Annotated in this window: 27 protein-coding genes; 12 read left to right on the forward strand and 15 right to left on the reverse strand. The window is 59.9% G+C overall.

The annotated features are described in order from the left end of the window. Nucleotides 1-44 precede the first annotated feature (44 nt). The 3 genes from ACQZ60_RS21625 to ACQZ60_RS21635 all read right to left on the reverse strand — a co-directional run bounded on the left by ACQZ60_RS21625 (nt 45) and on the right by ACQZ60_RS21635 (nt 1,582). The gene (locus ACQZ60_RS21625; protein WP_003523183.1) at nt 45-548 is read right to left on the reverse strand and encodes an invasion associated locus B family protein; all 504 of its coding nucleotides are present in this window, start codon (nt 546-548) and stop codon (nt 45-47) included. 296 nt (nt 549-844) lie between these two features. Next, the gene (locus ACQZ60_RS21630; protein ID WP_035263242.1) at nt 845-1,225 is read right to left on the reverse strand and encodes a YkvA family protein; all 381 of its coding nucleotides are present in this window, start codon (nt 1,223-1,225) and stop codon (nt 845-847) included. A gap of 51 nt (nt 1,226-1,276) precedes the next feature. Continuing rightward, nucleotides 1,277-1,582 (reverse strand): 4a-hydroxytetrahydrobiopterin dehydratase, encoded by a 306-nt coding sequence (locus ACQZ60_RS21635; RefSeq protein WP_003505045.1) that lies wholly within the window; start codon nt 1,580-1,582, stop codon nt 1,277-1,279. Between the two features lie 58 nt (nt 1,583-1,640). Between ACQZ60_RS21635 and ACQZ60_RS21640 the strand changes: the two genes are divergently transcribed. Continuing rightward, entirely contained in the window at nt 1,641-2,120 is a 480-nt protein-coding gene (locus tag ACQZ60_RS21640; protein WP_080707323.1) for a low molecular weight protein-tyrosine-phosphatase, read from the forward strand. On the opposite strand, the gene thpR is transcribed toward ACQZ60_RS21640, so the two are convergent. Both thpR and ACQZ60_RS21650 read right to left on the reverse strand, forming a co-directional pair. Further along, the gene (thpR, locus tag ACQZ60_RS21645; RefSeq protein ID WP_003523177.1) at nt 2,054-2,647 is read right to left on the reverse strand and encodes an RNA 2',3'-cyclic phosphodiesterase; all 594 of its coding nucleotides are present in this window, start codon (nt 2,645-2,647) and stop codon (nt 2,054-2,056) included. The genes ACQZ60_RS21640 and thpR overlap by 67 nt on opposite strands. 68 nt (nt 2,648-2,715) lie before the next feature. Next, a complete protein-coding gene (locus ACQZ60_RS21650) occupies nt 2,716-3,366 on the reverse strand; it encodes an arylesterase (protein ID WP_035263240.1) in 651 nt (216 codons plus the stop codon). Nucleotides 3,367-3,457: 91 nt separating this feature from the next. Between ACQZ60_RS21650 and ACQZ60_RS21655 the strand changes: the two genes are divergently transcribed. From ACQZ60_RS21655 to ACQZ60_RS21665, 3 genes are all read left to right on the forward strand, one after another. Then, nucleotides 3,458-4,168, forward strand: a complete 711-nt coding sequence (locus ACQZ60_RS21655; protein ID WP_035263238.1) for an ABC transporter ATP-binding protein — start codon at nt 3,458-3,460, stop codon at nt 4,166-4,168. Continuing rightward, the gene (locus ACQZ60_RS21660) at nt 4,165-6,726 is read left to right on the forward strand and encodes an ABC transporter permease (RefSeq protein ID WP_448736109.1); all 2,562 of its coding nucleotides are present in this window, start codon (nt 4,165-4,167) and stop codon (nt 6,724-6,726) included. The genes ACQZ60_RS21655 and ACQZ60_RS21660 overlap by 4 nt, the downstream gene beginning before the upstream one ends. 218 nt (nt 6,727-6,944) lie before the next feature. Next, nucleotides 6,945-7,682: a Bax inhibitor-1/YccA family protein gene (locus ACQZ60_RS21665; protein WP_035263233.1), complete on the forward strand. Its 738-nt coding sequence runs from the start codon at nt 6,945-6,947 to the stop codon at nt 7,680-7,682. 113 nt (nt 7,683-7,795) lie between these two features. On the opposite strand, the gene ACQZ60_RS21670 is transcribed toward ACQZ60_RS21665, so the two are convergent. From ACQZ60_RS21670 to acnA, 3 genes are all read right to left on the reverse strand, one after another. Then, on the reverse strand, nt 7,796-8,188 hold the full coding sequence (locus ACQZ60_RS21670) for a DUF2794 domain-containing protein (RefSeq protein WP_003523170.1): 393 nt from the start codon (nt 8,186-8,188) through the stop codon (nt 7,796-7,798). A gap of 400 nt (nt 8,189-8,588) precedes the next feature. Then, nucleotides 8,589-9,329 carry a DUF1223 domain-containing protein gene (locus ACQZ60_RS21675; RefSeq protein WP_003523168.1) on the reverse strand — a complete coding sequence of 247 codons (741 nt, stop codon included), beginning with the start codon at nt 9,327-9,329 and terminating at the stop codon, nt 8,589-8,591. 190 nt (nt 9,330-9,519) lie between these two features. Further along, on the reverse strand, nt 9,520-12,213 hold the full coding sequence (gene acnA, locus ACQZ60_RS21680; protein ID WP_035263231.1) for an aconitate hydratase AcnA: 2,694 nt from the start codon (nt 12,211-12,213) through the stop codon (nt 9,520-9,522). Between the two features lie 271 nt (nt 12,214-12,484). Between acnA and ccmA the strand changes: the two genes are divergently transcribed. The 5 genes from ccmA to ACQZ60_RS21705 all read left to right on the forward strand — a co-directional run bounded on the left by ccmA (nt 12,485) and on the right by ACQZ60_RS21705 (nt 15,598). Further along, nucleotides 12,485-13,126 (forward strand): heme ABC exporter ATP-binding protein CcmA, encoded by a 642-nt coding sequence (gene ccmA / locus ACQZ60_RS21685; protein WP_035263230.1) that lies wholly within the window; start codon nt 12,485-12,487, stop codon nt 13,124-13,126. Between the two features lie 202 nt (nt 13,127-13,328). Beyond that, nucleotides 13,329-13,988: a heme exporter protein CcmB gene (gene ccmB / locus ACQZ60_RS21690; RefSeq protein WP_059762654.1), complete on the forward strand. Its 660-nt coding sequence runs from the start codon at nt 13,329-13,331 to the stop codon at nt 13,986-13,988. A gap of 74 nt (nt 13,989-14,062) precedes the next feature. Beyond that, nucleotides 14,063-14,824 (forward strand): heme ABC transporter permease, encoded by a 762-nt coding sequence (locus tag ACQZ60_RS21695; RefSeq protein ID WP_003520523.1) that lies wholly within the window; start codon nt 14,063-14,065, stop codon nt 14,822-14,824. A gap of 4 nt (nt 14,825-14,828) precedes the next feature. Beyond that, complete coding sequence (gene ccmD / locus ACQZ60_RS21700; protein WP_035261526.1) at nt 14,829-15,002, forward strand: heme exporter protein CcmD; 174 nt, start codon at nt 14,829-14,831, stop codon at nt 15,000-15,002. Next, on the forward strand, nt 14,999-15,598 hold the full coding sequence (locus ACQZ60_RS21705; protein ID WP_059762656.1) for a DsbE family thiol:disulfide interchange protein: 600 nt from the start codon (nt 14,999-15,001) through the stop codon (nt 15,596-15,598). Before ccmD ends, ACQZ60_RS21705 begins: the two co-directional genes overlap by 4 nt. A gap of 16 nt (nt 15,599-15,614) precedes the next feature. Here the strand turns inward: ACQZ60_RS21705 and ACQZ60_RS21710 are convergent, their stop codons facing one another. From ACQZ60_RS21710 to ACQZ60_RS21740, 7 genes are all read right to left on the reverse strand, one after another. Beyond that, nucleotides 15,615-16,796 carry a GGDEF domain-containing protein gene (locus ACQZ60_RS21710; protein ID WP_269828505.1) on the reverse strand — a complete coding sequence of 394 codons (1,182 nt, stop codon included), beginning with the start codon at nt 16,794-16,796 and terminating at the stop codon, nt 15,615-15,617. A 118-nt stretch (nt 16,797-16,914) separates the two neighbouring features. Further along, nucleotides 16,915-17,511, reverse strand: a complete 597-nt coding sequence (locus ACQZ60_RS21715; RefSeq protein WP_035261531.1) for a DUF2585 domain-containing protein — start codon at nt 17,509-17,511, stop codon at nt 16,915-16,917. After that, entirely contained in the window at nt 17,508-18,158 is a 651-nt protein-coding gene (locus tag ACQZ60_RS21720; RefSeq protein WP_003520517.1) for a septation protein A, read from the reverse strand. Before ACQZ60_RS21720 ends, ACQZ60_RS21715 begins: the two co-directional genes overlap by 4 nt. 2 nt (nt 18,159-18,160) lie before the next feature. After that, nucleotides 18,161-19,597 carry a signal recognition particle-docking protein FtsY gene (gene ftsY / locus ACQZ60_RS21725; RefSeq protein ID WP_448736110.1) on the reverse strand — a complete coding sequence of 479 codons (1,437 nt, stop codon included), beginning with the start codon at nt 19,595-19,597 and terminating at the stop codon, nt 18,161-18,163. A 31-nt stretch (nt 19,598-19,628) separates the two neighbouring features. Next, entirely contained in the window at nt 19,629-20,903 is a 1,275-nt protein-coding gene (gene mtaB, locus ACQZ60_RS21730; protein ID WP_448736111.1) for a tRNA (N(6)-L-threonylcarbamoyladenosine(37)-C(2))-methylthiotransferase MtaB, read from the reverse strand. Then, nucleotides 20,900-21,799 carry a diaminopimelate epimerase gene (dapF, locus tag ACQZ60_RS21735; RefSeq protein ID WP_448736112.1) on the reverse strand — a complete coding sequence of 300 codons (900 nt, stop codon included), beginning with the start codon at nt 21,797-21,799 and terminating at the stop codon, nt 20,900-20,902. The genes mtaB and dapF overlap by 4 nt, the downstream gene beginning before the upstream one ends. Nucleotides 21,800-21,920: 121 nt before the next feature. Further along, nucleotides 21,921-22,991 (reverse strand): MBL fold metallo-hydrolase, encoded by a 1,071-nt coding sequence (locus tag ACQZ60_RS21740; protein WP_236000821.1) that lies wholly within the window; start codon nt 22,989-22,991, stop codon nt 21,921-21,923. 326 nt (nt 22,992-23,317) lie between these two features. Between ACQZ60_RS21740 and ffh the strand changes: the two genes are divergently transcribed. Genes ffh through rpsP form a run of 3 tightly spaced genes read left to right on the forward strand, consistent with a single transcriptional unit; the run spans nt 23,318 to nt 25,626 of the window. Further along, entirely contained in the window at nt 23,318-24,886 is a 1,569-nt protein-coding gene (gene ffh, locus ACQZ60_RS21745) for a signal recognition particle protein (protein ID WP_448736113.1), read from the forward strand. A gap of 11 nt (nt 24,887-24,897) precedes the next feature. Next, nucleotides 24,898-25,215 carry a chorismate mutase gene (locus ACQZ60_RS21750; protein WP_003492497.1) on the forward strand — a complete coding sequence of 106 codons (318 nt, stop codon included), beginning with the start codon at nt 24,898-24,900 and terminating at the stop codon, nt 25,213-25,215. Nucleotides 25,216-25,248: 33 nt separating this feature from the next. Beyond that, on the forward strand, nt 25,249-25,626 hold the full coding sequence (rpsP, locus tag ACQZ60_RS21755; protein ID WP_003520510.1) for a 30S ribosomal protein S16: 378 nt from the start codon (nt 25,249-25,251) through the stop codon (nt 25,624-25,626). Nucleotides 25,627-25,692 lie beyond the last annotated feature (66 nt).

Below are 25,692 nucleotides of genomic sequence, written 5' to 3' on the forward strand. Positions count from 1 at the left end.
CCGGTCAATGACCGGCCATCGTTGAATGCAATAAAGCGTAAGGGTTACTTGCAGCTCTCGATCTGCTTGAGAGCCGCCGAAATACCCGACAGCGAATAGGAATAGGAGGTCGCGGTGCCACGGCCGGAAACTGCCTTGACGGTCATCGACTTGCCGCCCTTCATGGCGGCAACGAGCGCCGGTTCTTCAGCGGCGTTTTCAACCCAGGCGGCCTTGTCCTTGGTGAACATGACGAAGTTCTTGTTGTCGATCGTCACATTGACCTTGGAGCCCTGCTTCAGCGGATAACCCACCATGGCCTGCGGCTCATAGGAAATGTTCTGGCCCGGACGCTGCGAGACGATGAAGAAGATATCGCCGTGATCGACGCTTGCCGGTTCCTTGGCGGTCGGAATGGAAAGAACGTAGCAGACGGTGCTGTTGCCCGATTTGTACGAATAGGCACCCCATGCATTGAACTGCTGGATGCGCGTGGGCGACTGTGCAGATGCTACGCCGACGCTGGTCAGCAAAATGGCCGCTGCGGTTGCTACACTTCTTACAAACATAGAATTTCCTGCCGGGTTATTGTCTTCCATTGGCCCGAAGCATCGGCGAGCCCAGTTTCTGGATCGGCCACGTTCAGGTGCGGATCGTCTTTTCTCATTGTGGTCGGGAAGCGGTTACCAAACCGTCAACAACACGCATAAAATGCCGGAAACGTCTTGCGGTGTTACAGATTGGCGACTCCCGACGCCCTGAGGAGAAGGGCGCGAAACACCCTTCCTCCGTGTGTATGACACATAAATTCAGGCAAGAATTTGTCGCCCGTCTGGCTCACCCGAACAGGCAGATCACAGAGGCGTTACCCGGCTTCCTGCTGCCGTTTCAGCATGGCGTCAGCCGCCTCGTAATGCTCCATCTTGATATGGGCGCGGATCATGGCGAGCGCCGCCGTGATGACGGCAATATCATCGGTGAATCCGATAACGGCCAGCACATCCGGCATCGCATCCATCGGCATGATGAAATAGGCGAGCGCCGCCAGAATGATACCCTTGGCGCGCAGCGGCGTATCGCGGTCGATCGCGCAATAATAGGCAGCCGCCGCATCGCGTGCGAAAGGCACCTTCGACATAACGCGCTTCAGCTTGGGCCAGAATTTCGCCCGCACCACAGTCTCGCGCTCCTGCTGCCTGTCGGTTTCACCCGGCAGAAGAATTTCACCGATTTTCACATCATCCATGATCGACGGTCCTCCGGTCACGGCTATTATATGGGATTTAAGGTCCGCCGTTCAATTGCTTCGACCCGCAGCCGCCTTCTGCATGGCCTCGGCCAGAAGAAAATCCCGCTCCGTCACACCCTGCGAATCATGGGTGGTAAGGCAGACCTTGACCCGCGAATAGACATTGGACCATTCGGGATGGTGATTGAGCCTTTCCGCGACAAGTGCGGATTCGGCCATGAAACCGAAGGCTTCCGCAAAACTTGAAAACTTGAAGGAACGGACGATTGCCGCCCCATCTTCGCGCAGGGACCAGCCCTCGAGTTTCGACAGGGCCTGCCGGATGGCGTCCGGCTCGAGTCTGGGATATTTCATGAACTTGCCTCCGCTTGAGACCCATTAACGCTTCAACGACCGGATCGACGCATATTCCATGAAACATACAGCTATTCTTTTTGTCTGCATGGGCAATATCTGCCGTTCACCGCTGGCCGAAGGGGTTTTGAGACACCTTGCCGACGGCGCGGCCATGTCTGATCGGCTTACCGTCGATTCCGCCGGCACTGGCGGCTGGCACGCGGGTGATGCGCCCGATCCCCGATCCATCGCCATGGCGCGACGGCATGGCGTCGATATTTCCCGGCAGCGGGCGAGACAGGTCACCCCTGCGGATTTCGAGACCTTCGACCTGATACTCGCCATGGACGAAAACAATCTGGCGAACCTGCTGCAATCGAGCCCGGAAAGGCAGCGGCACAAGATCCATCTCTTCATGGACTATGCCACTGGCCGCCGCGAGAACGTCCCCGATCCCTATTACGGGGCCGAGGATGGGTTCCTCAAGGTCTACAACATGCTCTTGGCAGGATGCAGATCGTTGCTCGAAAAGATGGAGCTGGACCGCGCCTCGTGAAGCGGAAACGCCTCTTCAACGATATAGGGTCCGCCGCCCACCGATTCCTTCGACGACATCAGCACGAAACGGCCGACCGTGAAGGGCGAGGTGCGGAAGTTGCCGCGTCCGGAAAGATACTGCACCACATCGTCGACGCGGGAGGAGCGCAACCGCGCCAGCGTGACATGCGGCATGAACTTGCGCGGATCGGGTGGGAGACCGATCCTTTGGCAGATCCGCTCGATTTCCGCCTGAAGCGCATGCATTTCCGGAGAGGGAGAAACCCCGGCCCAGATGGAATGCGGTTTCTTGGAACCGAAGGACCCCATACCGGTGAGACTGAGCTGGAATTCCGGCCTTTCGATCCGGTCCAGCCTGTCCACGACCTCATCGGCGGTCCGCCCGTCGATGTCACCGATAAAACGCAGGGTTATGTGATAATTCTCCACATCGATCCACCGGGCTCCCGGCAGACCACCGCGCAACAATGAGAGGCTCATAGCCGCATTGCGCGGAATTTCGAGGGCGGTAAACAGTCTCGGCATGGCGAGCTCCCCGAATCTCTTGGCAGAACAAGCATAGCGAATCACGCAATGCAGGCGGGCGCAAGTGCTTATTTTTTTTGCGCACCGATTGTCGTGATGAAGCTTTCAACAGCCGGCAAAGATTTTTCGACCATCATCGCCACACCCCTGGTATTGGGGTGCATCTTGTCATCCAGCTTCAGCGCATCGTCCGTCACCACGCCATCCAGAAAGAAAGGATAAAGCGGCAGGTTGTATTTTCCGGCGAGCTTCGGGAAGATCGGATTGAAGCGGCTGGCATAATCATCGCCCATATTCGGCGGCGCCATAATGCCGACCAGCAACACGGCTATGTTGCGCTTCTGAAAACCGGAAATGATGGTGTCGAGGTTCTTTTCGGTCTGTTCCGGGGGAATTCCGCGCAGAGCGTCATTGGCGCCGAGTTCCAGGATAACCCCATCCGTACCGTCGGGAACCGACCATTCCGCCCGCGCCAGACCACCGGAAGAGGTATCGCCGGACACACCGGCATTGGCGATGGCGACATTGGCGCCCTTGCCCTTTAATGCAGCCTCAAGCTGTGCGGTGTAGCTGTCGTTGGGGGGAAGCTGATAGCCGGCCATCAGGCTGTCGCCGAGTCCGACCAACTGCAATGTCCGCTCCTGAGCCAGGACAACAGTTGCGGAAAAGGCGGCGGCAAAAATGACGATGAAGTGAAACAGGGCAGCTTTAAATCTCATCACGGCTTTCCTAACTTGGTTCCCATTGTCTGAAATACCGACCGCATCGACCGCCAGACCGTTTTCATCACCCTATATAGGAACGAGAATTGTGACGAAAAGCATCATAGAGCTGAAGAAAGCCGACCTCACGCTCGGCAATGCCGCCGCCTCCGTTCACGTTCTCAAGAACATCGATCTTTCAATCGGAGAGAGCGAGGCGGTTGGTATCGTCGGCCCCTCTGGGTCGGGAAAGTCGACACTTCTGATGGTGCTTGCCGGTCTCGAGAGGCTCGATAGCGGTGAAATCATCATCGCGGATACGGAACTGCACAAGCTCGGCGAGGACGCGCTGGCGGATTTTCGTGGCCGGAATATCGGCATTGTTTTCCAGTCCTTCCATCTCATCGCCAATATGACGGCCCTGGAAAACGTTGCGGTTCCGCTCGAACTGGCAAACACCCCGAACCCTTTCGAGATCGCCAGACGCGAGCTCGTCGCCGTCGGTCTCGGCGAACGCCTCAACCACTATCCCGGCCAGCTCTCCGGCGGCGAACAGCAGCGTGTCGCCATCGCCCGCGCGCTTGCCCCCTCACCGGCCGTGCTGATTGCTGACGAACCGACCGGCAATCTCGATACCGATACCGGCAGGCAGATCGCCGATCTTCTCTTTGCCAAACAGGCCGAACGCGGCATGACGATGATCCTTGTCACCCACGATCCGTCGCTTGCCGCCCGGTGCTCACGCCAGATCAAGGTGCGCTCCGGCGAGATAGAGGGCGACAGCGCCACCTCCCATATGGCGCGGGCGGTGTCGGCATGACCGGACCCATTATCCCGTCTCTTGCCAATATCAGAAACGCCGCAAGGCTCGCGCGGCGCGAAATTCGCGGCGGGTTACGCGGCTTTTACATTTTCCTCGCCTGCATCGCGCTTGGAACCGGCGCCATCGCCGCCGTCAATTCCGTCTCGCGCGCGGTCACCAGCGCCATCGCCACCGAAGGTCAGTCAATATTGGCAGGCGATGTGCGTTTCGAACTGCGCAACAGGGAAGCGACACAAGAAGAACGGGCCTATCTAGACAGCCTCGGCACCGTCGCAGTTTCCACCGGGCTGCGCTCCATGGCCCGCCTTGCCGACGGGTCTGAACAGACCCTGACGGAAGTGAAGGCTATCGATGGCGCTTACCCGCTCTATGGCGCCTTCGTAGCCGAACCCAACCGACCGCTGAGCGAGCTTCTGGTCGGGAACGGCGACACCTATGGCGCCATTGCCGCACCGCTTCTGCTGGAACGGCTCGGCATCAAGGTCGGCGATGAAATCCTGCTCGGCAATGTGAAGCTGAAACTGACCGGCACCGTGGTCGACGAGCCGGATGCTCTCTCCGATGGTTTCGGTTTTGCGCCACGACTGATGGTCAGTCGCGACGCCCTTTTCGCCTCGGGCCTCGTTCAGAACGGCAGTCTGGTCGAACACGCCTACAAGATCAGGCTGAACGATCCTTCGGCACGGTCAACGATGACCGATGCGGCCAACAAGGCCTTTCCCGATGCCGGCTGGTCCATCCGCACCAGTGACCGGGCGGCCCCATCGCTCACCGAAAACGTCAATCGCTTCTCGCAATTCCTGACGCTGGTGGGCCTCACCGCCCTCATCGTCGGCGGTGTCGGCGTTGCCAATGCCGTTCGCGCGTTTCTGGATTCCAAGCGCACCACCATCGCTTCGTTGAAATGCTTAGGCGCACCGGCCTCGGTGGTCACCATGACCTATCTCTTCCAGATCGCCTTCATCGCCGCCGTCGGCATCGTCATCGGCCTTGTCGTCGGCGCCGTCGCGCCCCTCATCGCCATGCGGTTTCTGGAGGGCGTATTGCCTGTGCCGGAGGAGCTTGCCTTCTATCCCGGCGCGCTCGGCCTCGCCGCCCTGTTCGGCCTCCTGACGACGCTCGCTTTCGCCATCGTGCCGCTTGGCCAGGCGCGCGAAGTGCCGGCAACGGTGCTTTTCCGCGAACAGGGTTTCGAGGAGGGCAGCTGGCCATCCTGGCCCTACCTGGCCGCAACCGGCCTGCTGCTGGCGGCGCTCGCCGCGCTGGCCATCTTCTCGGCGGAAGACCGCTTCATCGCCTCGGTCTTCCTTGCCGCCATCGCTTTTGCCTTCGTGGTGCTGCGGCTCGTTGCCTCCGGTGTGAAAGCCATCGCCAAGCGCAGTCCGCGCGTTCATTCGGCTGCGCTCAGACTGGCGATCGGTAATATTCACCGGCCAGGCGCGCTCACCCCCTCCGTCGTCCTTTCGCTCGGCCTCGGCCTGACCCTGCTCGTGACGCTCACGCTGATCGACGGCAATCTGCGCCGCGAACTGACGGACAGCCTGCCGGACCGCGCACCGAATTTCTTCTTCGTGGATATTCAGGGCAGCGAACTTCAGGGCTTCCGCGACCTTCTGAAGCGGGAAGCGCCGGAAGGCGCGCTGACCGAAGTGCCGATGCTGCGCGGCCGCATCCTGGCGCTCAACGGCGAGGACGTCACGAAGATGGAGGTACCTCCGGCCGGACGCTGGGTGCTGCGCGGCGACCGGGGTATCACCTATTCGCAGGATATTCCCGAAAATGCGACTCTCACAGAAGGAAGCTGGTGGGGACCGGACTATAGCGGCGAGCCGCTGGTCTCCTTCGCGGCCGAGGAAGCCGGGGAACTGGGTCTCAAGATTGGCGACACGGTGACCGTCAACGTGCTCGGCCGCAGCATAACGGCAAGGATCGCCAATCTGCGCAATGTCGAATGGGAATCCCTGTCGATCAATTTCGTCATGGTGTTTTCGCCAAACACCTTCCGCGGCGCGCCGCATGCATGGCTGGCGACACTCGCCGACCCTTCCGCAACCGCCGCCGACGAAGGCCGTATCCTGCGCGCCGTCACCAACGCCTATCCGACAATCACGAGCGTACGCGTGAAAGATGCGCTCGACGTCGTCAACCGGCTTGTCGGCCAGCTTGCCACCGCCATTCGCGCCGCCGCAGCCGTTGCCCTCATCGCCTCCGTCCTGGTTCTCGCCGGCGCTCTTGCCGCCGGAAACCGCGCCCGTACCCATGACGCGGTCATCCTGAAAACGCTGGGCGGCACACGAAACCTGCTCATCCGCGCCTTCTCTTACGAATATATGATGCTCGGCCTCGCCACCGCCGTCTTCGCACTTTTCGCCGGCGGCGTCTCCGCATGGTTCGTGATCGCCCGCATCATGAAGCTGCCCTCCAGCTTCCTGCCGGATGTGGCGATCGGCACCCTCGTCGTCGCCCTCGTCATGACGGTGGGCATCGGCCTCATCGGCACATGGCGGATTCTCGGGCAGAAAGCGGCCCCGGTTCTCCGGCAGGCAGGTGAATGATCGTCGGTTGTGCGCCGCTTAACTTTAACGATTAATTCTTTGTAATGATCGCCAAAACGTGAGCGCTTTTCGCGCATATGGTGTCTTTTCGACGGGAAAAGGCCTTGTATAGAACACGTTCTGCCATCATATTCTTGATCAGGCTTGCTGAAGCTCCGCAGCGGCGCCCGGGAGGTATCCCGACACCGTAGCAATCACGGAGCTCAAAAGAGGAAACAATGGCTGACTTCAATAACTACCAGAACCGCATGGCGCAGACCCGTGCACAGACTGGTGCGATGATCGATGAAGGTCTTCGCGCCTATATGCTCAAGGTTTATAACCTGATGGCGCTGGCTCTGGTCATCACCGGCGTTGCAGCGTTCGGCACCTATACGCTTGCCGCTTCCAACCCGGCTTTCGCCCAGCTGCTCTATGCGTCGCCGCTGCGCTGGGTCGTCATGCTGGCTCCGCTCGCACTGGTTTTCTTCCTTAGCTTCCGTATCCAGAACATGAGCGTTTCCGCCGCCCAGACGACATTCTGGATCTATGCGGCGCTGATGGGCGTCTCGCTGTCGGCGATCTTCCTGGTCTTCACCGGCCAGAGCATCGTGCAGACGTTCTTCGTGACCGCTGCCTCGTTCGGCGCGCTCTCGCTTTACGGTTATACGACGAAGAAGGACCTTTCCGGTTTCGGTTCGTTCCTGATCATGGGTCTGTTCGGCCTCATCATCGCTTCCATCGTCAATATCTTCCTTGCATCCTCCGCCCTGCAGTTCGCGATTTCCGCGATCGGCGTGCTGATCTTCGCAGGCCTGACCGCCTACGACACCCAGAAGATCAAGGAAATGTATTTCGATGCTGACGATGTTGCCGTGGCCGGCCGCAAGGCCATCATGGGCGCACTGACGCTGTATCTCGACTTCATCAACCTCTTCACCTTCCTCCTGCAGTTTCTCGGAAACCGCGACGACTAAGGTTAAGAGTTCGATTGCCAGACATACGAAAGGCGGCCCTTCGGCCGCCTTTTTATTTGGGAAGATTCTTCACCCTTATCCGCCAGAGGCGGACAGTCCGCTTTTGCGAAAGCTCACTCGATGAGCTTCAAAACCTTGTCGAAGACCTTCAGAACCTGCGGCAACTCATGCCCACGTTTGAGAATGCGGCCATCCGTATTCACCACGCAGTAGGCGCCCTGTTTCGCAGCCAGCTTGGGGTTTTTCTCGATCCTGAAAAGCGGCATTTCACCTGAACGCTTGAAGACGGAAAACACCGCCTTTTCCTTGAGGTGATCGATGGCGTAGTCACGCCACTCGCCCTCGCCCACCATGCGGCCATAGATGCGCAGGATCGCATCCAGCTCGCGGCGGTGAAAGGTGACCGGCAAAGGGTCCTTGTTTTTTTTATATTCGCGGAGATCGATAACGGTGGAATTGTCACGTGAAGCGGTCTGCACCTGCTGCACATCCGGTTGATCGGTCATCCAATACCTCCGATTCCACCCAAATCATCCGTGCAGTGTGAGCCTGAGAGGGCGAAATTGCAAGTCTTTGCACCGGCATGGCGCACAGGACAGGGAATTCCGGGAAAGGTTTGACAAGCCTTCGATGCGCAGCGGAACCGGAAGACGGCAGCACAGAATTGCGCCCGCCGATTCTCCGACAAGCGCTGCCAACGGCAAAAGCAGGGGTTAAAAATGGTAACCATTTAGGCAGCCATTTTCACATGGGCTGCCGTATTTCGGTCAAACCATGGCCCGAATTGGGTGGAATAGTCCTATTGTCAATTGATGCCTAGGCACCAAGATGACCCGGTCCGGTGCATTGACCCTTTACCCCCAGCCCCCAATGCCCGGACCGGATCTTCCATCGCCCGACAGGCGATCAGGGGTTTTCATTTCCAAGCAGAATACTTGCGCCGACGATTGCCGCGGGATCGCCGCCGGCATTGGCCGTCTGCAACAGCACGGCGCAGCCGCCCTTTTTCACCTTGGCCACCACGCTCGCCGGAAGCTTCACCGTCATCGGCGAACCATCCCACATGCCGACTGTCTGCACATCATAGACGCTGTGCCAGTAGGACATTTTTTTCCCCTGGTTTTCGCCCTTCTGCACATCCACGGTCTGTTCGCGCGTGAAATAGGCAACGACGACATCGGCCTTGCCGCTGCCGGCGCCAATATCGATCTCCACCTCGTCACCGGCAAATTTCGACGAGACCGGCACGTTCAGTCCCTTGCCCTCGCGCTTGAACGCATCAAGCCTGTCATAGATGCCGCGAACATCGGCACCCTTGACATGGTCGCGGCCGTTCAGAATGGCCTGCGGCGTATAGACCCCGTTACGGCCGAGCGCGCGCATATAACCATATTGCCGGTCGGTATTTTCCTTAGACGCCAGCGAATCCGTCCAGCCGAGATAGTTCCAGTAATCGACATGGTAGGAAAGACCGACGACATCGCCCTTCTGGATCATCTTGCGCAGGGCTTCATCGGCCGGCGGGCAGGATGAGCATCCCTGCGACGTGAACAATTCGACGACGCCCTTCACGGCCTCCTGCGCCTGCGCGGAGGTGACGAGGAACGTGCCGAGAAGACATATCGACAGGGGGAATTTCAGCGGCATTACAAAAACCTTTGTCCGGAAGAGATCCAGACGAATTGATGCGATCAATCCTGCCGGGATGCAAACCGGAAAATAACGTCTATTGCCCTTCAATAGAAAGTCACGAAGGGGTGAGCGACAATCACAAAAAAAGAGACGATGAAATGGAAAGACGCCGGGATTTCTCCCGGCGTCTTCGATTGTTGAAGCTTTATGCGGCCAGATCGCGAAGAACGGTCTGCAAAATGCCGCCGTTGCTCATGTAGATCACTTCATCCAGCGTATCGATGCGGCAAAGAAGCGGAACTTCCTTCACCGAACCGTCGCTATAGGTGATCTTGGCGATCTTCTTTTCACGCGGCTTGATTTCGCCTTCGAGCCCGTCGATCTCGACGATTTCATCACCTTTGAGATCGAGGCTCGCCCAGGTCGTGCCTTCCTCGAAGACAAAGGGAACGACGCCCATGCCGACGAGGTTCGAACGGTGGATACGTTCGAAAGACTGCGCGATGACAGCCTTGACGCCGAGCAGGTTGGTGCCCTTCGCCGCCCAGTCGCGGGACGAGCCGTTACCATATTCGACACCGGCGAAGATGACGAGCGGGACGCCTTCCGCCTTGTATTTCATGGCCGCGTCATAGATCGACATCTCTTCCTTGGACGGATAGTGAATGGTGTAGCCACCTTCCTTGCCGTTCGGGCCGAGCATGTGGTTGCGGATGCGGATATTGGCGAAGGTGCCGCGCATCATCACTTCATGGTTGCCGCGACGCGTGCCGTACTGGTTGAAGTCGGCAACGGCGACGCCATGTTCCGTCAGATAGGCACCGGCAGGCGAAGCAGCCTTGATCGAACCGGCCGGAGAAATATGGTCGGTGGTGATCTTGTCGCCGAAGAGACCGAGGACACGCGCCCCCTTGATGTTCTTGAGGCCCGAGCCCTTTTTGCCCATGCCGACGAAATAGGGCGGGTTCTGAACATAGGTCGACTGGTCGTCCCAGGCATAGGTCTGGCCCGGAGGAACCTGAACCGCCTGCCAGTTCGCATCGCCCTTGAACACGTCGGCATACTTTGTTTCGTAAAGCTCACGGGTGACGTATTTCAGGATGAATTCCTGGATTTCCTTGGAGGTCGGCCAGATATCCTTGAGGTAGACCGGATTGCCGTTCCGATCGTCGCCGATCGGCTCCTTCGTCAGATCCTTCTGGACCGTGCCTGCAAGGGCATAGGCCACGACGAGCGGCGGCGAGGCCAGATAGTTCGCCTGAACATCCGGCGAAATACGACCCTCGAAGTTGCGGTTGCCCGAGAGAACACCGGCGGTGATCAGGCCCTTGTCGTTGATCGTCTTGGAGATCGCCGGCGGCAGCGGACCGGAGTTACCGATGCAGGTCGTGCAGCCGAAGCCGACGAGGTTAAAGCCGATCGCGTCGAGATCCTTCTGCAGACCGGACTTGTCGAGATATTCGGCAACGACCTGCGATCCCGGTGCCAGCGACGTCTTCACCCACGGCTTGGACTTCAGCCCCTTGGCGACGGCGTTGCGGGCGAGAAGGCCGGCAGCGATGAGAACCGAGGGGTTGGAAGTATTGGTGCAGGAGGTGATGGCGGCAATCGCTACATCGCCGTGACCGAGATCGAAAGCCTCACCTTCGACCGCATAACGGCTCGAAAGCTGGCCGGGCTTCTTATAGTCGTTTTCAAGAGCCGTCGCGAAATTCGGCGCGATGGTTTCGAGCGGCAGGCGGCCTTCCGGACGCTTGGGGCCGGCCATGGAAGGCACGACGTCGCCGAGGTCGAGTTCCAGCGTGTCGGTGAAGACGAGGTCTGAACCGTCGCCTGTGCGCCACATGTCCTGCGCCTTCGAATAGGCTTCGACGAGCGCGATGCGGTCCTTGGCACGGCCGGACATGGTCAGGTAATTGATGGTCTCGCTATCGACCGGGAAGAAGCCGCAGGTCGCGCCATATTCCGGGCCCATATTGCCGATGGTGGCGCGGTCGGCCAGAGACATCGAGTCGAGGCCGGGGCCGAAGAATTCGACGAATTTGGAGACAACGCCCTTCTTACGCAGCATCTGAACCACGGTCAGCACGAGGTCGGTCGCGGTCACACCTTCCTTCACCTTGCCGGTCAGCTTGAAGCCGATAACCTCGGGCAAAAGCATGGAGACCGGCTGGCCGAGCATGGCCGCTTCAGCCTCGATACCGCCAACGCCCCAGCCGAGAACGCCGAGACCATTGATCATGGTCGTGTGCGAATCGGTGCCGACGCAGGTATCCGGATAAGCAATCGTCTCGCCATCCTCTTCCTTCGTCCAGACGGTCTGGCCGAGATATTCGAGGTTGACCTGGTGACAGATGCCGGTGCCGGGCGGAACCACACGGAAATTCTCGAACGCCTGCTGGCCCCACTTCAGGAAGCGGTAACGCTCGCCGTTGCGCTCATATTCCAGCTCAACGTTGCGGGCAAAGGCGCTCGGCGTGCCGAATTCGTCGACGATGACCGAGTGGTCGATGACGAGATCGACGGGAACCAGCGGGTTGATCTTTTCCGGATCGCCGCCAAGGGCCTTGATGCCGTCACGCATGGCGGCAAGGTCGACAACGGCGGGAACGCCGGTAAAGTCCTGCATCAGAACGCGGGCGGGGCGATAGGCGATTTCGGTTTCGGTCAGGCCCTTGTTGTTCAGCCATTCGGAGACCGCCAGAATGTGTTCCTTGGTGACGGACTGGCCGTCCTCGAAACGCAGCAGGTTTTCGAGCAGAACCTTCATGGAATAGGGCAGCTTGGAAACGCCCTTCAGGCCATTGGCTTCAGCCTTGGGAAGGCTGAAATAGACGTATTCCTTACCGTCAACGGTAAGGACGGAACGACATTGGAAACTGTCGAGTGATTTGGGCATGGATAAAAACCCCGCTTACTCTGATAGCCAACACGTGCGTGCGGACACCTATGCACTCATGCACATCAGGATGCGGGTACGACCATTTCCGCTGTCCGCACGTGAAAATTGCTCCTCGCAATCGTCAAGTCCGGCGCAAGATGATGTTCACGCCGGCCGCTGGCGTGTTGACACCCATATAGATAATTTCTCTAAAACGTGCCAGACCATTCAACGAACCTAATCGATTTTTTTATGATCGAGACGACGAAATCGTAATCGGAACCGCAGCATGGATTTGACGGCGGAAAATCTTGGCGTGCGACGCGGCGAAGATTTCATATTCATGAATATTTCCTTCAAGTTAAGCGACGGTGAGGCTCTTGTGCTGACCGGTCGCAACGGTTCAGGAAAATCCACTCTGCTGCGCACGGTGGCCGGCCTGCTGCGGCCCGAACAGGGACGAATAAAGATAGCCGGCAAAGAAATAGACGCTGACATGCGCCCGTCTGAGGCCTGCCATTATCTCGGCCATCGCAATGCGATGAAAACCGAACTGACCGTTTCGGAGAATCTCCGGTTCTGGAAAGACTTCCTCGGCGATTTTTCCGGCGGTGCGGGCGTGGCGATCGATGAGGCGGCGGAGATCGTCGGCCTCGCCGGCATTACCCACCTGCCCTTCGGTTATCTCTCCGCCGGCCAGCAGCGGCGTTTTGCCATGGCGAAACTTTTGATTGCATGGCGGCCGGTGTGGATTCTCGATGAGCCGACGGCGGCGCTCGACAAGGCAGCGGACGGGATGTTTACCGATCTCGTGAAAAACCACCTCGGGAAAGGCGGTATCGTTCTGGCCGCGACGCATCAGCCTTTGGGGCTGGAGAATGCGCGGGAATTGCGGATGACGGGGTTTGCGGGTGTGGAGGCTTGGGCATGAGGACGATGTGCGCGGGGCATACCCCCCTCTGCCCTGCCGGGCATCTCCCCCACAAGGGGGGGGATCGACTCACGGCAAGGTCTCGCCCATCTCAACGCTTGATAATGGAGTGGTGGAAGAGCGTCTTGCCGATCTCCCCCCCTGAGGGGGAGATGCCCGGCAGGGCAGAGGGGGGTAACGCCGCGAACACGAGGGCGTCCCAATGATCGCCCTCCTCCTCCGCGACATCAAACTCTCCATCCGCGCCGGCGGCGGCGCGCTGATCGGCGTGCTGTTCTTCATGACAGTGGTTGCCGTCATTCCCTTCGGCGTCGGCCCCGATCTCAACCTGCTCGCGCGCATCGGCCCGGCCATCGTCTGGATCGGCGCGCTGCTCTCCGCCCTTCTCGGCCTCGACCGGCTGTTTCAGGCCGAGCGGGATGACGGCTCCCTCGATTTGATCCTGATGCAGGAAACCCCGCTGGTCCTGACCGTGTTCGTGAAATGCCTGGCACACTGGGTCACGACCGGTCTGCCGCTGGTGCTTGCCTCCCCTCTGCTTGGCCTCTTCATGAACATGGACGAGATGGCGATCGGCGCCGTGATGCTTACCCTTCTCGTCGGCTCGCCCGCCATCACCTTCATCGGCGCAGTGGGGGCGGCGGTTGCCGTTGCCCTGCCGCGCGGAGGGCTTCTGGTTTCCATCCTCGTCCTGCCGCTCGCCATTCCCGTGCTGATCTTCGGCGTCAGCGCCTCCTATGCGGCGGTACAGGACCCGGCGCCCTTCATGCCGCCATTTCTCATTTTGTGTGCGATCACGTTATTTTCAGCCGTGACCGGACCTTTCTTCGCCGCTTTGGCGCTGCGCAATGTTATGGATTGATGAAACCACGCCAGACGATCCCCGATTGACAGGGATCAATTGCGGGGCGGCCATTCTCGGGTTACACAAACGGCATGAACGAGCAGACCTTCACCATCACCAAATTCAGTGATCTCGCCAATCCCACCCGGTTTCTGGCGCTGGCGGCACGCATTCTGCCATGGCTCGCTGCCTTGACGGCGCTGGTGCTGGCCGCCGGTCTTTATCTGTCCTTCACCACCGAAGGCGATTACCAGCAGGGTTATACCGTACGCATCATGTATGTGCATGTGCCCTCAGCCTGGCTTGCCATGATGTGTTATTCGGTCATGGCGGTCTCCGCTATCGGCACCCTCGTCTGGCGTCACCCGCTGGCGGATGTCAGCCACAAGGCCGCTGCCCCCATCGGCGCGGCCTTCACGCTGATTGCGCTCATCACCGGCTCGCTCTGGGGTAAACCCATGTGGGGAACCTGGTGGGTCTGGGATGCGCGGCTGACCTCCGTTTTCGTCCTCTTCCTGATGTATCTGGGGCTGATCGCGCTCAACCGCGCCATGGACGATCCGTCGAGAGCCGCCCGCGTCAGCGCCGTGCTGATCCTCGTCGGTTTCGTGAATATCCCCATCATCAAGTTTTCGGTCGAGTGGTGGAATACGCTGCACCAGCCGGCAAGCGTCATCCGCATGGGCGGCTCCGCCATCGATGCGGAATTTCTCTGGCCGCTGCTGACCATGGCCGTGGGTTTCACGCTGCTGTTCTTCACCCTGCATATCGCCGCGATGCGCAACGAAATCTGGCGTCGGCGCGTAGCCGCGCAGCGGCGTCTCGCGGCGCGCATGGCGAACCGGGAGGGCTGAAGTGATGACGCACGCCTTTTATATCGGCATGTCCTATGCGGCGACCAGCCTTGTCGTTCTCTGTCTCATCGCCTGGGTCGTCGTGGACGGTCAGGCACGCAAACGGGAATTGAAGGAACTAGAGGCATCCGGCATACGCCGCAGAGCGAGAGCCGGTTCCGCAGGTGACGCGCAATGACGCAGGCTGACCGCGACACCAAGGCCAAAACGACAGGCCGTGCACGCTATGCGCTTGCGCTTCTGCCGTTGCTGCTGTTCGGCGGTTTCGCCCTCGTCGCCGGCAAGATGCTCTACGATCAGGACGTGAACGGCCTGGATATCAGCGCCATTCCCTCGGCGCTGATCGGCACCAGGGCGCCGACCCTGTCGCTACCGCCGCTGGAGGGCTCCAACCTGCCGGCGCTGACCGATGCCGCCATCAAGGGCAAGCTGACTTTGGTGAACGTCTTCGCCTCCTGGTGCATTCCCTGCCGGCAGGAGCATCCGCTGCTTCAGGAATTGGCGAAAGACGGCCGCATTACCGTCGTCGGCATCAATTACAAGGACAAGCAGGATAATGCGCTGCGCTTCCTCGGCGAACTCGGCAATCCCTTTGCAGCGATAGGCGTCGATCCGAACGGCAAGGCCGCGATAGACTGGGGCGTCTATGGCATTCCGGAAAGTTATCTGGTCGGCGCGGACGGCACGATCCTTTATAAAAAGGTCGGCCCCTTCGACGCCCGCAGCGTCGAGCGCGACCTGCTGCCAGCCATCGCGGCCGCTGCCGGGAAATAACCCGCTCCGCAAGGCGTCACCCCTTGGTAACGACCCGCAGCGAAGGGCCTTCAGCCGGCAGACGTATGCCTTCCAGAACGACCTGATCGCGACCGCCACGTTTTGCGGCATAGAGACTGTCATCGGCCCGCTTGATGGCGTCATGAATGGAATGATCTCCCCTCGCGACGGCCGAAACACCGAAGCTCGCGGTAATCTGGCTGGTTACACCCCGGTTGCGCCAATCGAGCGACGAAAGACCTGTCCGCATGCCATTGGCCAGCTGGCCGGCTGCGGCGGCTGTCTGGCCGGGCAGGAAGACCACGAATTCCTCACCGCCAAAGCGCGCCACCAGCGCATCCTCGGGCGCATTTCGCCTGAGAAGATCGGAGAGGCCGATAAGAACGATATCTCCGGCCGCATGACCGTAAACATCGTTGATACGCTTGAAGTGGTCTATGTCGCAGACGATGACCGCACCCTCAGGGGTATCGCTGCGAAAATCGGGAACACGGCGGTCGAAGCCGCGCCGGTTCAGCACATCCGTCAGCGGATCATGCTCTGCCGCATGCAGATGCCGGTCGACGGTGACGGAAATCTGACTCGCGAGCACGGAGAGCGCCAGCAGGAAACCGAAGATGCTGGCGGCAAGCTGCATGTAAAAAGCATAGTCGGATTCGAAGAATTCGCTGAGTTCGATCATCGAGCCGCTCGGCGTCATCACCAGCAGCATGCCGATGCGTACCAGCGTCTCCAGCACCACAAGACAGGCAATTCCCACCATCAGCCTGTCGGCAAGCGCCACTGGCCGCTTCCGCACGATCCAGACCGGGATCGCGAGCAAAAGGGCGCAGACGAGATCGCCGATGACGAGCTCGCGTTTCAGATCCGGCGTGACGAAAACATGGAAAGAGACCAGCAAAACCGCGGCAACCACGATCGACAGCCTGGCCGTGATATAAAGCGGCCGCCCGAAATGGACGAGCAGAGCGTGGCCATAGAGGAAGAAGGCGGAGAAGAACAACAGGTTCGAAACAATCGCCTGTATTTCGAAGGGCAGGCCGCCAAGCACCAAAGGCGTCGCAAAACCGAAGGCCGCCGAAAGATATCCTATACCCCAATAGCGGGCGGAAGCGTGGCCGATCCTTTGCAGGAACAGGAACACCACGCCGAATGTCAGCATGATGAAGGGGAGAAGATAGGCGAAGTTGTCTTGCAATGGGTTCTGCCGGAGGGAGAGACGAGCCTTTGCCTGACACTACCGCAATGCCATTAAGAAAACCTGCATATATTGCGCGGCTTCCGTGCCTTTCGGCCCGCAGCCCAGGAAAACCCGTTCACATTTGCGGGAGCGCGTTCTGCCATTCCTTGATCGCGTCCACGGGCCAGAGCAGCATCACCACGTTCAGCGTCAGGTTGTCACGGATCAGCCAGCCGGTGAAGATTTCGAAGAAGATGGCGATCGCCACCGTCAGCCACACCGGCACACGGGCGGCGAACAGGAAACCCAGCACCATGAAGACGGTATCCATCGCCGAGTTCAGGATGCTGTCGCCGGTGTAACCCAGCGCCATCGTCGCGGTGCGGTAACGATCGATGATGAGAGGCGAGTTTTCAAGAATTTCCCATGCCGCTTCCACCAGAACCGCAAGCGACAGCCGCATGGAAAGCGGTCTGTTGCGGAACAGCAGCCAGGCAAACCAGTAGAACAGGAAGCCATGAATGATATGCGAGGGCGTATACCAGTCGGCCAGATGCTGGGAATTGCCCGGCGTGTTCACGCCCGGTTCGAACAGCTTCACATAACCGCATTCGCAGATCGGAATGCGGCCCATGAAATAAAGGATGACGATCTGCAGGAGAAGCAGCCCGGCGGCCACGCCGAACCATTTGAGCGAGCGCGAACGGGAAGCCGACATCTCTGCAACGGTCATTTTTCGTCCTTGTTAAGCGGTTCCAGCGAATGGCGCATGACGAGCGGCATCTGCGCCATGGTGAAGATGATGGTGATCGGCATCGTACCCCACACCTTGAAGGCCACCCAGGTGTCGGTGGTGAACATGCGCCACACCACCTCATTCAGCACCGCAAGAAAGAGGAAGAATACGCCCCAGCGCAGCGTCAGCTTGCGCCAGCCCTCATCCGTCAGCCTGAAGGCGGAATTGAAAACATAACCGAGCAGCGATTGCCCGAAGAACAGGCCGCCGAGCAGAATAACACCGAACAGCGTGTTGACGATGGTCGGCTTCATCTTGATGAAGGTATCGTTCTGCAACCAAAGCGTCAGCGCGCCGAACACGAACACCACGATGCCCGATATCAGCGGCATGATCGGCAGCTTACGCGTCAGCACCCATGAAACCGAAAGCGCCAGCGCCGTTGCGATCATGAACAGGCCGGTGGCGATGAAGATCGGCCCGCCGAACTCCGTCAGCACGGGGAAGGTGGAGGCCAGCCATTCGCCGCGGGAATTGGCGAAGAAGAACACCATGAGCGGGCCAAGCTCGAGCACGAATTTCAGGAGCGGGCTGATTTCCGCCACCATCTTTTCGCTTTCCTTGGAATTGCTTTCAATATCCATACTCAAACTCCCGCAATGGCCTTGGCGAAATCTTCCGCCTCGAAGGGCTCCAGATCATCAACACCTTCACCCACACCGATGAAATAAACCGGCAGCTTGTGTTTGGCAGCGATGGCGACGAGGATACCGCCCCGCGCCGTGCCATCCAATTTTGTCATAATCAGGCCCGAAACGCCCGCGACATTGCGGAATATTTCCACCTGGTTCATGGCGTTCTGGCCGGTCGTCGCATCCAGCGTCTGCAGCACGGTGTGCGGCGCGTCGGGATCGAGCTTGCCGAGCACGCGCACGATCTTCTCCAGTTCCGCCATCAGCTCCGTCTTGTTCTGCAGGCGACCGGCCGTATCGATGATGAGAACGTCACTTTTCTGCGCCCGCGCCTGCTCATAGGCGTCATAGGCAAGCCCGGCCGCATCCGCGCCAAGCTTGGTGCCGATGAATTGCGAACCGGTACGGTCCGCCCAGATCTTGAGCTGCTCGATGGCCGCCGCGCGGAACGTATCGCCCGCCGCCAGCATAACCTTGAGGCCGGAGCCGGAAAGCTTGGCGGCAAGCTTGCCGATGGTCGTCGTCTTGCCCGTACCATTCACACCGACAACGAGAATGACATGCGGCTTGTGTGAAAGATCAAGCTCCAGCGGCTTGGCCACAGGCTTCAGGACCTTGGTGATCTCGCCCGCCATGATGCGCGCCACATCCTCGCCGCTCACATCCTTGCCGTAACGCTCGGAAGACAGGGCGCCGGTGATACGCATGGCGGTCTCGACACCGAGATCCGACTGGATAAGAAGATCTTCCAGCTCATCGAGCGTATCCTCATCCAGCTTGCGCTTGGTGAAGAGCGCCGAAATCTGCGTGGTCAGCTGCGACGACGTGCGGGCAAGCCCGGCCCGCAGGCGCTGAAACCATGTCAGTTTTACCTGCGGTGCGGCAGGGGTAGGCTCCTGCCGCTCACTGGCGGACGAAAAACCCTTTGGTAGAGCTGGCGGTATAGCGGAGGGCTCGGCGGCAGTCGCGGCTTCGGCCTCGTCAAGCAGCGCGTCCATCGCATCCGCATCCAGCACGACATCCGCTGCTTCGGGGGCAGATTCGGCCTGCTCTTCGGCGGCGGCTTCCGCCTGTAGCAACGACAGCGGCACTACACCCATATCGCCGGAAAACTCGGCACCGGGCAGAAGCGGTGCGTCCTCTTCCTCGTCATCGTCGGAAAGGACCACGTCTGTCGCCTCGTCCGGGGCTGGTCCGCCGGCCGTCTCCATCTCCAGTTCGGAAACCGGGTCCTTCTCGACAGGGCCATGCGCTTCGGCGTCGCTCAGCGCCGCTTCGAAGGAGGCGTTTTCATTGCCGCGCTCAGGCGCGGCGTCCTCTTGCGGCCGGTCGTCCGTTTCGGCCTTGTCCTTGCCGAACGAAAAGACTTTTTTGATGAAGCCGAGGGCCATGGTTGTTCCCGTGTCTTTATCTAGTACCGCTTCAGGCCGCGTCAGCCGCCAGAAGCTTCATGTTCAGATGTTTGCCGTTGTGGCCGGTAATCGCAACCTGCGCAAGAGTGCGCGGGGCAAGATGCAGCGCCTCCACCAGCGTGAAATTGTCGGTATGCGCAAAACCGTTGTTTTCAACGAGGATCGTCTGCACCGAACCGACCATATTTTGCAGATGCGCCAGCTTCAGCGCCTCGCCGCGCTCCCGAAGCCTCGCCGCTCGCTCCTTCACCAAAGCCCGGTCAAGCTGCGGTATGCGCGCCGCCGGTGTGCCCGCGCGCGGGCTATAGGGAAACACATGCAGGCTGGAAATGCCGCATTCTTCCGCAAGCGTCGCAGCGTTTTCGAACATGTCTTCCGTCTCGGTCGGAAAACCGGCGATCATATCCGCCCCGAAGGCGATATCCGGCCGAAGCGACCGCACCTCGTGACAGAAACGAATGGCGTCAGCCCGCAAATGGCGGCGTTTCATGCGTTTCAGGATCATGTCGTCGCCATGCTGGAGGGACAGGTGCAGATGCGGCATGAAACGCGGCTCATCGGCAATCAGATCCATCAGATGGCGGTCGGCCTCGATACTGTCGATGGAGGAGAGCCGCAGACGCAGAATATCCGGCACCTGCTTGAGCAATGTCTTGGCAAGATAACCGAGGGAAGGTTCTCCCGGCAGGTCCGCGCCATAGCTCGTGGCATCCACCCCGGTCAGCACGATCTCGCAATAGCCGCTTTCCGTCAGCCTGCGCGCCTGATCCACCACGGCGCCCATCGGCACGGAACGGGAATTGCCGCGCCCATAGGGAATGATGCAGAAGGTGCAGCGATGATCGCAGCCGTTCTGCACCTGAATGAAGGCGCGCACATGTCCGTCTATGTGCTTCACCATCTGCGGCGCGGTCGCCTTGATGCTCATGATATCGTTGACGCGCAGCTTTTCTTCCGCCGAAACACCGAAATCCGGCAGCGCGCGATAGGAAGCGCTTTTCAGCTTTTCTTCATTGCCGAGCACCGCATCCACCTCGGGCATCTCGGCAAAGGTCTGTTTTTCCGTCTGCGCAGCACAGCCGGTAACGATGATACGGGCATGCGGATTGTCCCGCCGCGCCCGACGGATGGCCTGGCGCGCCTGACGCACGGCCTCACCCGTCACGGCGCAGGTATTGACCAGCACGGCATTGTTGAGCCCGGCCTTTTCGGCCTCCGCCCGCATCACTTCCGATTCATAGGTGTTGAGACGGCAGCCGAAGGTTATGACCTCGACGCCGCTCATATAGCCCCCCGCTCGACCGCATCGCGCGCCCAGACGCCGGTGACGGGATCGACGGAACCCGACCATTCCCATTCGGCAGGGCCGGTCATGATGACATGATTGTCCTCGCGCCAGTCGATGGTCAGCGGCACACGGATGGGGCTGGAGGCGACATCGATTGTAACCTTCCGGCCGGTACGGCCCGTGCGCGCCGCAGAAACCGCTGAAGCGCAGGCGGCCGAGCCGCAGGCGAGCGTCAGCCCCGCGCCGCGTTCCCAGGTGCGGGTGCGCAGCGCGCTGTCGGAAATCACCTGCGCCAGCGTGATATTGGCCTTTTCCGGGAACATGGGGTGATTTTCGAGCAGCGGCCCAAAACGTTCGAGATCGAACTCCATCGGATCGCGATCCACCCAGAAAATCGCATGCGGATTGCCCATGGACATGGCGGCCGGCGAATGCAGGATCGGCGCGTCGATCGGCCCGATCTGCAATTCGATGCGGCTGGTATCGTGGAACTCTTCCAAAAGCGGAATATCGCTCCAGCGGAAACGCGGCAGGCCCATATCGACGGAAATCATGCCGTCTTCATGTTCGACGGCGTTGAGAATGCCAGCCACCGTCTGAAAGGTGAAACTGGTCTTGCCCGTTTCGGAGGACAGCGCCTGCACCACGCAGCGTGTGCCATTGCCGCAGGCTTGCGCCTTCGTACCATCACAATTGAGAATATCGATAAAGGCATCCGTGCCACTGACACGTGGATCGTGAATGGCCATGATCTGGTCGAACTGGGTCGAAGGATCGGCGTTGAGCGCAATCGCCGCCGCCGGCGTGACCATATCCTTGCGGCCGCGCATGTCGACAACGAGGATCTTGTTGCCAAGCCCGTTCATCTTTGCAAATTCGACCGTATCCGCCATTGCCCTAAACCTGAAAACTGTCTGAAAATCGGATTGCATAGGGGATTTTCCCGCGCTTTCGCCCTATATGGCGGAAAGGCCGGCAAATTACCAGACTGTTACGGCGCAAACGGGGCAGCGATCAGGCGGAAGGCGCGTCAAAGACTTCGCCGGGGCGCATGGGCTGAAAACGGCTCTCATCCACCCCTTGCTCCTTGAGTGCCGCCTTCAGCGCCACGAGCGGGGCGTCCACCGCCTCATCGGTCAGCTGCACGGTGCCCCAGTGATGGCCGCAGACATGCGCCGCACCACAAAGCTTCATGCCTTCCACGGCTTCGGCCGGGTTCTGGTGCTGGCCCTTCATGAACCAGCGCGGTTCATAAGCACCGAAAGGCAGGTTGGCGAGGCGGAAATCGCCGTGCTTCTTGCGCGCGGCGTGATAGTTAAGGCCTTCGTGGAAGCCGGTGTCGCCGATATGGTAGATTTTACCGCCCGGCGTTTCGATGACGAAGGCAGCCCATAGCGCCATGCGCCGGTCGTTCAGGCCGCGGGCCGACCAGTGATGGCACGGCTCGAAGTGGATTTTAACCGATCCCGTCTCCACCACATCGCCCCAGTCGCCCACCTTGATACGCGCCGCCTCGACCCCGGTGCGGATGATGGCATCATTGCCGAGCGGCGTGATGAAGAGCGGCTTGTGCGCGACATGCAGGCGCTTCAGCGTTTCCATATCCAGATGGTCATAGTGATTATGCGTCACCAGCACCAGGTCGATGGGCGGCAGGTCCTCGAAACGGATGCCGGGCGGATTGACCCGTTTGGGACCGGCGAAGCTGAACGGGCTGGTGCGCTGCGACCACACCGGATCGATGAGAATATTCAGCCCCGCCGTCTGGATGAGAAACGAGGCATGGCCGACGAAGGTGACGCGCATGTCCCTGCCTTCGATCCGGGCTTCCGGTTTTGCGAAGGGAAAGGGGCTCGGATAGCTTTCCGGCCATGTGGCGCGCTCGCCATTGAAGCGCCATTTCATAAGGCCCATGAAATTGCCGGGCGGCGAACCGCCGGGATTGAAGAAGCGCACCCCGTCGAAATGATCGGAGATCGGGCCGCTATAATAGGCGCTGGCGCTCGAACGACGGGCATAGAGAGCGCCGCCCGCCAGAGCGAGCAGTCCAAGCGTGGAAAAGCGAAAGAAGTTTCGACGGTTCATGCTAAAGGTATAGGGAGCGGAATGGCGCCGTTCAAGCGCCGCCAATGGCAGCCTGCGGCCAATCACGCAAAGATGAAATGCGGGCCTTTTCGGCCACAAACCAGCGCCGCCTTGACTTTTCCCGCACTTTCCTGTTTATCCCGCCCATCAGCTGGCAGTTTCACGACTCCAAGCCGCCGACCGGGACCCGCAAAGGTATAAAGAGATCCCGGAGGTCAACACCCGACAGCGCGATGCGCCCTCGGGTGCTTTTTGGCTTTGCGTCTTGTTTTTGCCAGCGAAAGCACCGACGTTTCGGAAACCCCGGAACGAAGAAGGAAGAAACGATGTTTGAAAACCTCCAGGACCGCCTTGGTTCCATTCTTAATGGACTGACCGGCCGTGGCGCGCTGACGGAAGCCGATGTTGCTGCCGCGCTGCGCGAGGTTCGCCGTGCGCTTTTGGAAGCGGACGTTGCACTGGAAGTCGTGCGTTCCTTCACCGACAGGGTGCGTGAAAAGGCTGTCGGCGCAGCCGTCCTGAAATCCATCAAGCCCGGCCAGATGGTCGTCAAGATCGTGCATGACGAGCTTGTCGAGATGCTCGGCACCGAAGGCGTCTCCATCGATCTCAACGCCCCTGCCCCCGTCGTCATCATGATGGTGGGTCTGCAGGGTTCTGGTAAAACAACCACGACAGGCAAGATCGCCAAGCGCCTGACGGACCGCGAGAAGAAGAAGGTGCTGATGGCATCTCTCGACACGCGCCGTCCCGCCGCCCAGGAACAGCTTCGCCAGCTCGGCGTCCAGACCGGCGTCGACACGCTGCCCATTATCGCCGGCCAGTCGCCGACCGATATTGCCGCGCGCGCCGTACAGGCAGCAAAACTCGGCGGCCATGACGTCGTCATTCTCGATACCGCCGGCCGTACCCATATCGACGAACCCTTGATGCTGGAAATGGCCGACATCAAGAAGAAGTCCAACCCGCATGAAATCCTGCTGGTCGCGGATTCGCTGACCGGTCAGGACGCCGTCAATCTGGCGCGCAACTTCGATGAGCGCGTCGGCATCACCGGCCTCGTGCTGACCCGTATGGATGGCGACGGACGCGGCGGTGCGGCCCTCTCCATGCGCGCCGTCACCGGCAAGCCGATCAAGCTGATCGGTATCGGCGAGCGCATGAACGAACTCGACGAGTTCCATCCGCGCCGTATTGCCGACCGTATTCTCGGCATGGGCGACATCGTCTCGCTGGTCGAAAAGGCCGCCGAAAACATCGATGCGGAAAAAGCCCGCGCCATGGCCGAGAAAATGGCCAAGGGCAAGTTCGACCTCAACGATCTCTCCGACCAGCTTGCCCAGATGAAGAAGATGGGCGGCATGGGCGGCATCATGGGGCTGATGCCCGGCATGGCCGGCATGAAGGACAAGATGGCTTCGGCCGGCCTGAACGACAAGATGTTCGATCGCCAGATCGCAATCATCTCTTCCATGACCAAGGCCGAACGCGCCAACCCGGACATTCTGAAACACAGCCGCAAGAAGCGCATCGCCGCCGGTTCCGGCACGGATGCCGCTGAAATCAACAAGCTTCTGAAGATGCATCGCGGCATGGCCGACATGATGAAGGCCATGGGCGGCAAGGGCAAAGGCGGCATCATGAAGCAGATGATGGGCGGCCTTGCCGGCAAGATGGGCCTCGGTGGCCTTGGCGGCGGCATGCCTGATCTGTCGAATATCGATCCGAAGCAACTTGAAGCGCTCCAGAAACAGGCTGAAGCCGCCGGTCTCGGCAAGCCGGGCACCATGCCCGGTCTTGGTGGTCTGCCGGGCGGATTGCCGGGTCTGGGTGGCGCCAAGCTGCCCGGTCTTGGCGGCATGCCGGGCCTGCCCGGCTTTCCGAAAAAGAAGTGAGGGGGACACCAGTGAACAATGCAGAGGTGAAAGCCCAGCTTTCCGAATACCGCCAGTCGATCGACAATATCGATGCCGCACTGGTTCACATTCTTGCCGAACGTTTCCGCTGTACCAAGGCGGTGGGCGTGCTGAAGGCAAAGTACAATTTGCCGCCGGCCGACCCGGCGCGCGAGGAATACCAGATCGAACGCCTTCGCCGCCTGGCGAAGGATGCCAATCTGGACCCGGATTTCGCCGAGAAGTTCTTGAACTTCATCATCAAGGAAGTCATCCGGCATCATGAAGCAATCGCCGCCGAACATGGCGGCACCGAAAAGACCGCCTGAACGGCGGACAAGCCATCCTAAGGAGTAAATAACATGGCACTGAAAATTCGTCTCGCACGCGGTGGCTCCAAGAAGCGCCCGTACTACCAGATCGTCGTTGCTGACGCCCGTTCGCCCCGCGACGGCCGTTTCCTCGAGAAGGTCGGTTCCTGGAACCCGATGCTCGGCAAGGACAACCCGCAGCGCGTTGAGCTGAAGGCTGACCTCATCAAGGAATGGATCGCCAAGGGCGCACAGCCGACCGACCGCGTTCTGCGCTTCCTCGCAGAAGCCGGCCTTGCCGAGCGCGCCGCTCGCAGCAACCCGGAAAAGGCAAAGCCGGGCAAGCGCGCTCTCGAGCGTATCGCTGAAAAGAAGCAGAAGGCTGAAGATGCAGCCGCTGCTGCTGCGGAAGCCTCTGCTGCAGAATAATCTGCGCGGAAACTTTTGAAGAACGGGTGGCGTGGTTTTCCATGCCGCCCGTTTTTTGTTTATTTT

The organism is Agrobacterium sp. 22-223-1 (assembly GCF_053522385.1).

Bases quoted from the DNA above. Each gene is read 5' to 3' on its own strand.
- ACQZ60_RS21625 (WP_003523183.1), bottom strand. From the start codon at position 548: ATGTTTGTAAGAAGTGTAGCAACCGCAGCGGCCATTTTGCTGACCAGC.
- ACQZ60_RS21630 (WP_035263242.1), bottom strand. From the start codon at position 1,225: ATGGATGATGTGAAAATCGGTGAAATTCTTCTGCCGGGTGAAACCGAC.
- ACQZ60_RS21635 (WP_003505045.1), bottom strand. From the start codon at position 1,582: ATGAAATATCCCAGACTCGAGCCGGACGCCATCCGGCAGGCCCTGTCG.
- ACQZ60_RS21640 (WP_080707323.1), top strand. From the start codon at position 1,641: ATGAAACATACAGCTATTCTTTTTGTCTGCATGGGCAATATCTGCCGT.
- thpR (WP_003523177.1), bottom strand. From the start codon at position 2,647: ATGCCGAGACTGTTTACCGCCCTCGAAATTCCGCGCAATGCGGCTATG.
- ACQZ60_RS21650 (WP_035263240.1), bottom strand. From the start codon at position 3,366: ATGAGATTTAAAGCTGCCCTGTTTCACTTCATCGTCATTTTTGCCGCC.
- ACQZ60_RS21660 (WP_448736109.1), top strand. From the start codon at position 4,165: ATGACCGGACCCATTATCCCGTCTCTTGCCAATATCAGAAACGCCGCA.
- ACQZ60_RS21665 (WP_035263233.1), top strand. From the start codon at position 6,945: ATGGCTGACTTCAATAACTACCAGAACCGCATGGCGCAGACCCGTGCA.
- ACQZ60_RS21670 (WP_003523170.1), bottom strand. From the start codon at position 8,188: ATGACCGATCAACCGGATGTGCAGCAGGTGCAGACCGCTTCACGTGAC.
- ACQZ60_RS21675 (WP_003523168.1), bottom strand. From the start codon at position 9,329: ATGCCGCTGAAATTCCCCCTGTCGATATGTCTTCTCGGCACGTTCCTC.
- acnA (WP_035263231.1), bottom strand. From the start codon at position 12,213: ATGCCCAAATCACTCGACAGTTTCCAATGTCGTTCCGTCCTTACCGTT.
- ccmA (WP_035263230.1), top strand. From the start codon at position 12,485: ATGGATTTGACGGCGGAAAATCTTGGCGTGCGACGCGGCGAAGATTTC.
- ccmB (WP_059762654.1), top strand. From the start codon at position 13,329: ATGATCGCCCTCCTCCTCCGCGACATCAAACTCTCCATCCGCGCCGGC.
- ACQZ60_RS21695 (WP_003520523.1), top strand. From the start codon at position 14,063: ATGAACGAGCAGACCTTCACCATCACCAAATTCAGTGATCTCGCCAAT.
- ccmD (WP_035261526.1), top strand. From the start codon at position 14,829: ATGACGCACGCCTTTTATATCGGCATGTCCTATGCGGCGACCAGCCTT.
- ACQZ60_RS21705 (WP_059762656.1), top strand. From the start codon at position 14,999: ATGACGCAGGCTGACCGCGACACCAAGGCCAAAACGACAGGCCGTGCA.
- ACQZ60_RS21715 (WP_035261531.1), bottom strand. From the start codon at position 17,511: ATGACCGTTGCAGAGATGTCGGCTTCCCGTTCGCGCTCGCTCAAATGG.
- ACQZ60_RS21720 (WP_003520517.1), bottom strand. From the start codon at position 18,158: ATGGATATTGAAAGCAATTCCAAGGAAAGCGAAAAGATGGTGGCGGAA.
- ftsY (WP_448736110.1), bottom strand. From the start codon at position 19,597: ATGGCCCTCGGCTTCATCAAAAAAGTCTTTTCGTTCGGCAAGGACAAG.
- mtaB (WP_448736111.1), bottom strand. From the start codon at position 20,903: ATGAGCGGCGTCGAGGTCATAACCTTCGGCTGCCGTCTCAACACCTAT.
- dapF (WP_448736112.1), bottom strand. From the start codon at position 21,799: ATGGCGGATACGGTCGAATTTGCAAAGATGAACGGGCTTGGCAACAAG.
- ACQZ60_RS21740 (WP_236000821.1), bottom strand. From the start codon at position 22,991: ATGAACCGTCGAAACTTCTTTCGCTTTTCCACGCTTGGACTGCTCGCT.
- ffh (WP_448736113.1), top strand. From the start codon at position 23,318: ATGTTTGAAAACCTCCAGGACCGCCTTGGTTCCATTCTTAATGGACTG.
- rpsP (WP_003520510.1), top strand. From the start codon at position 25,249: ATGGCACTGAAAATTCGTCTCGCACGCGGTGGCTCCAAGAAGCGCCCG.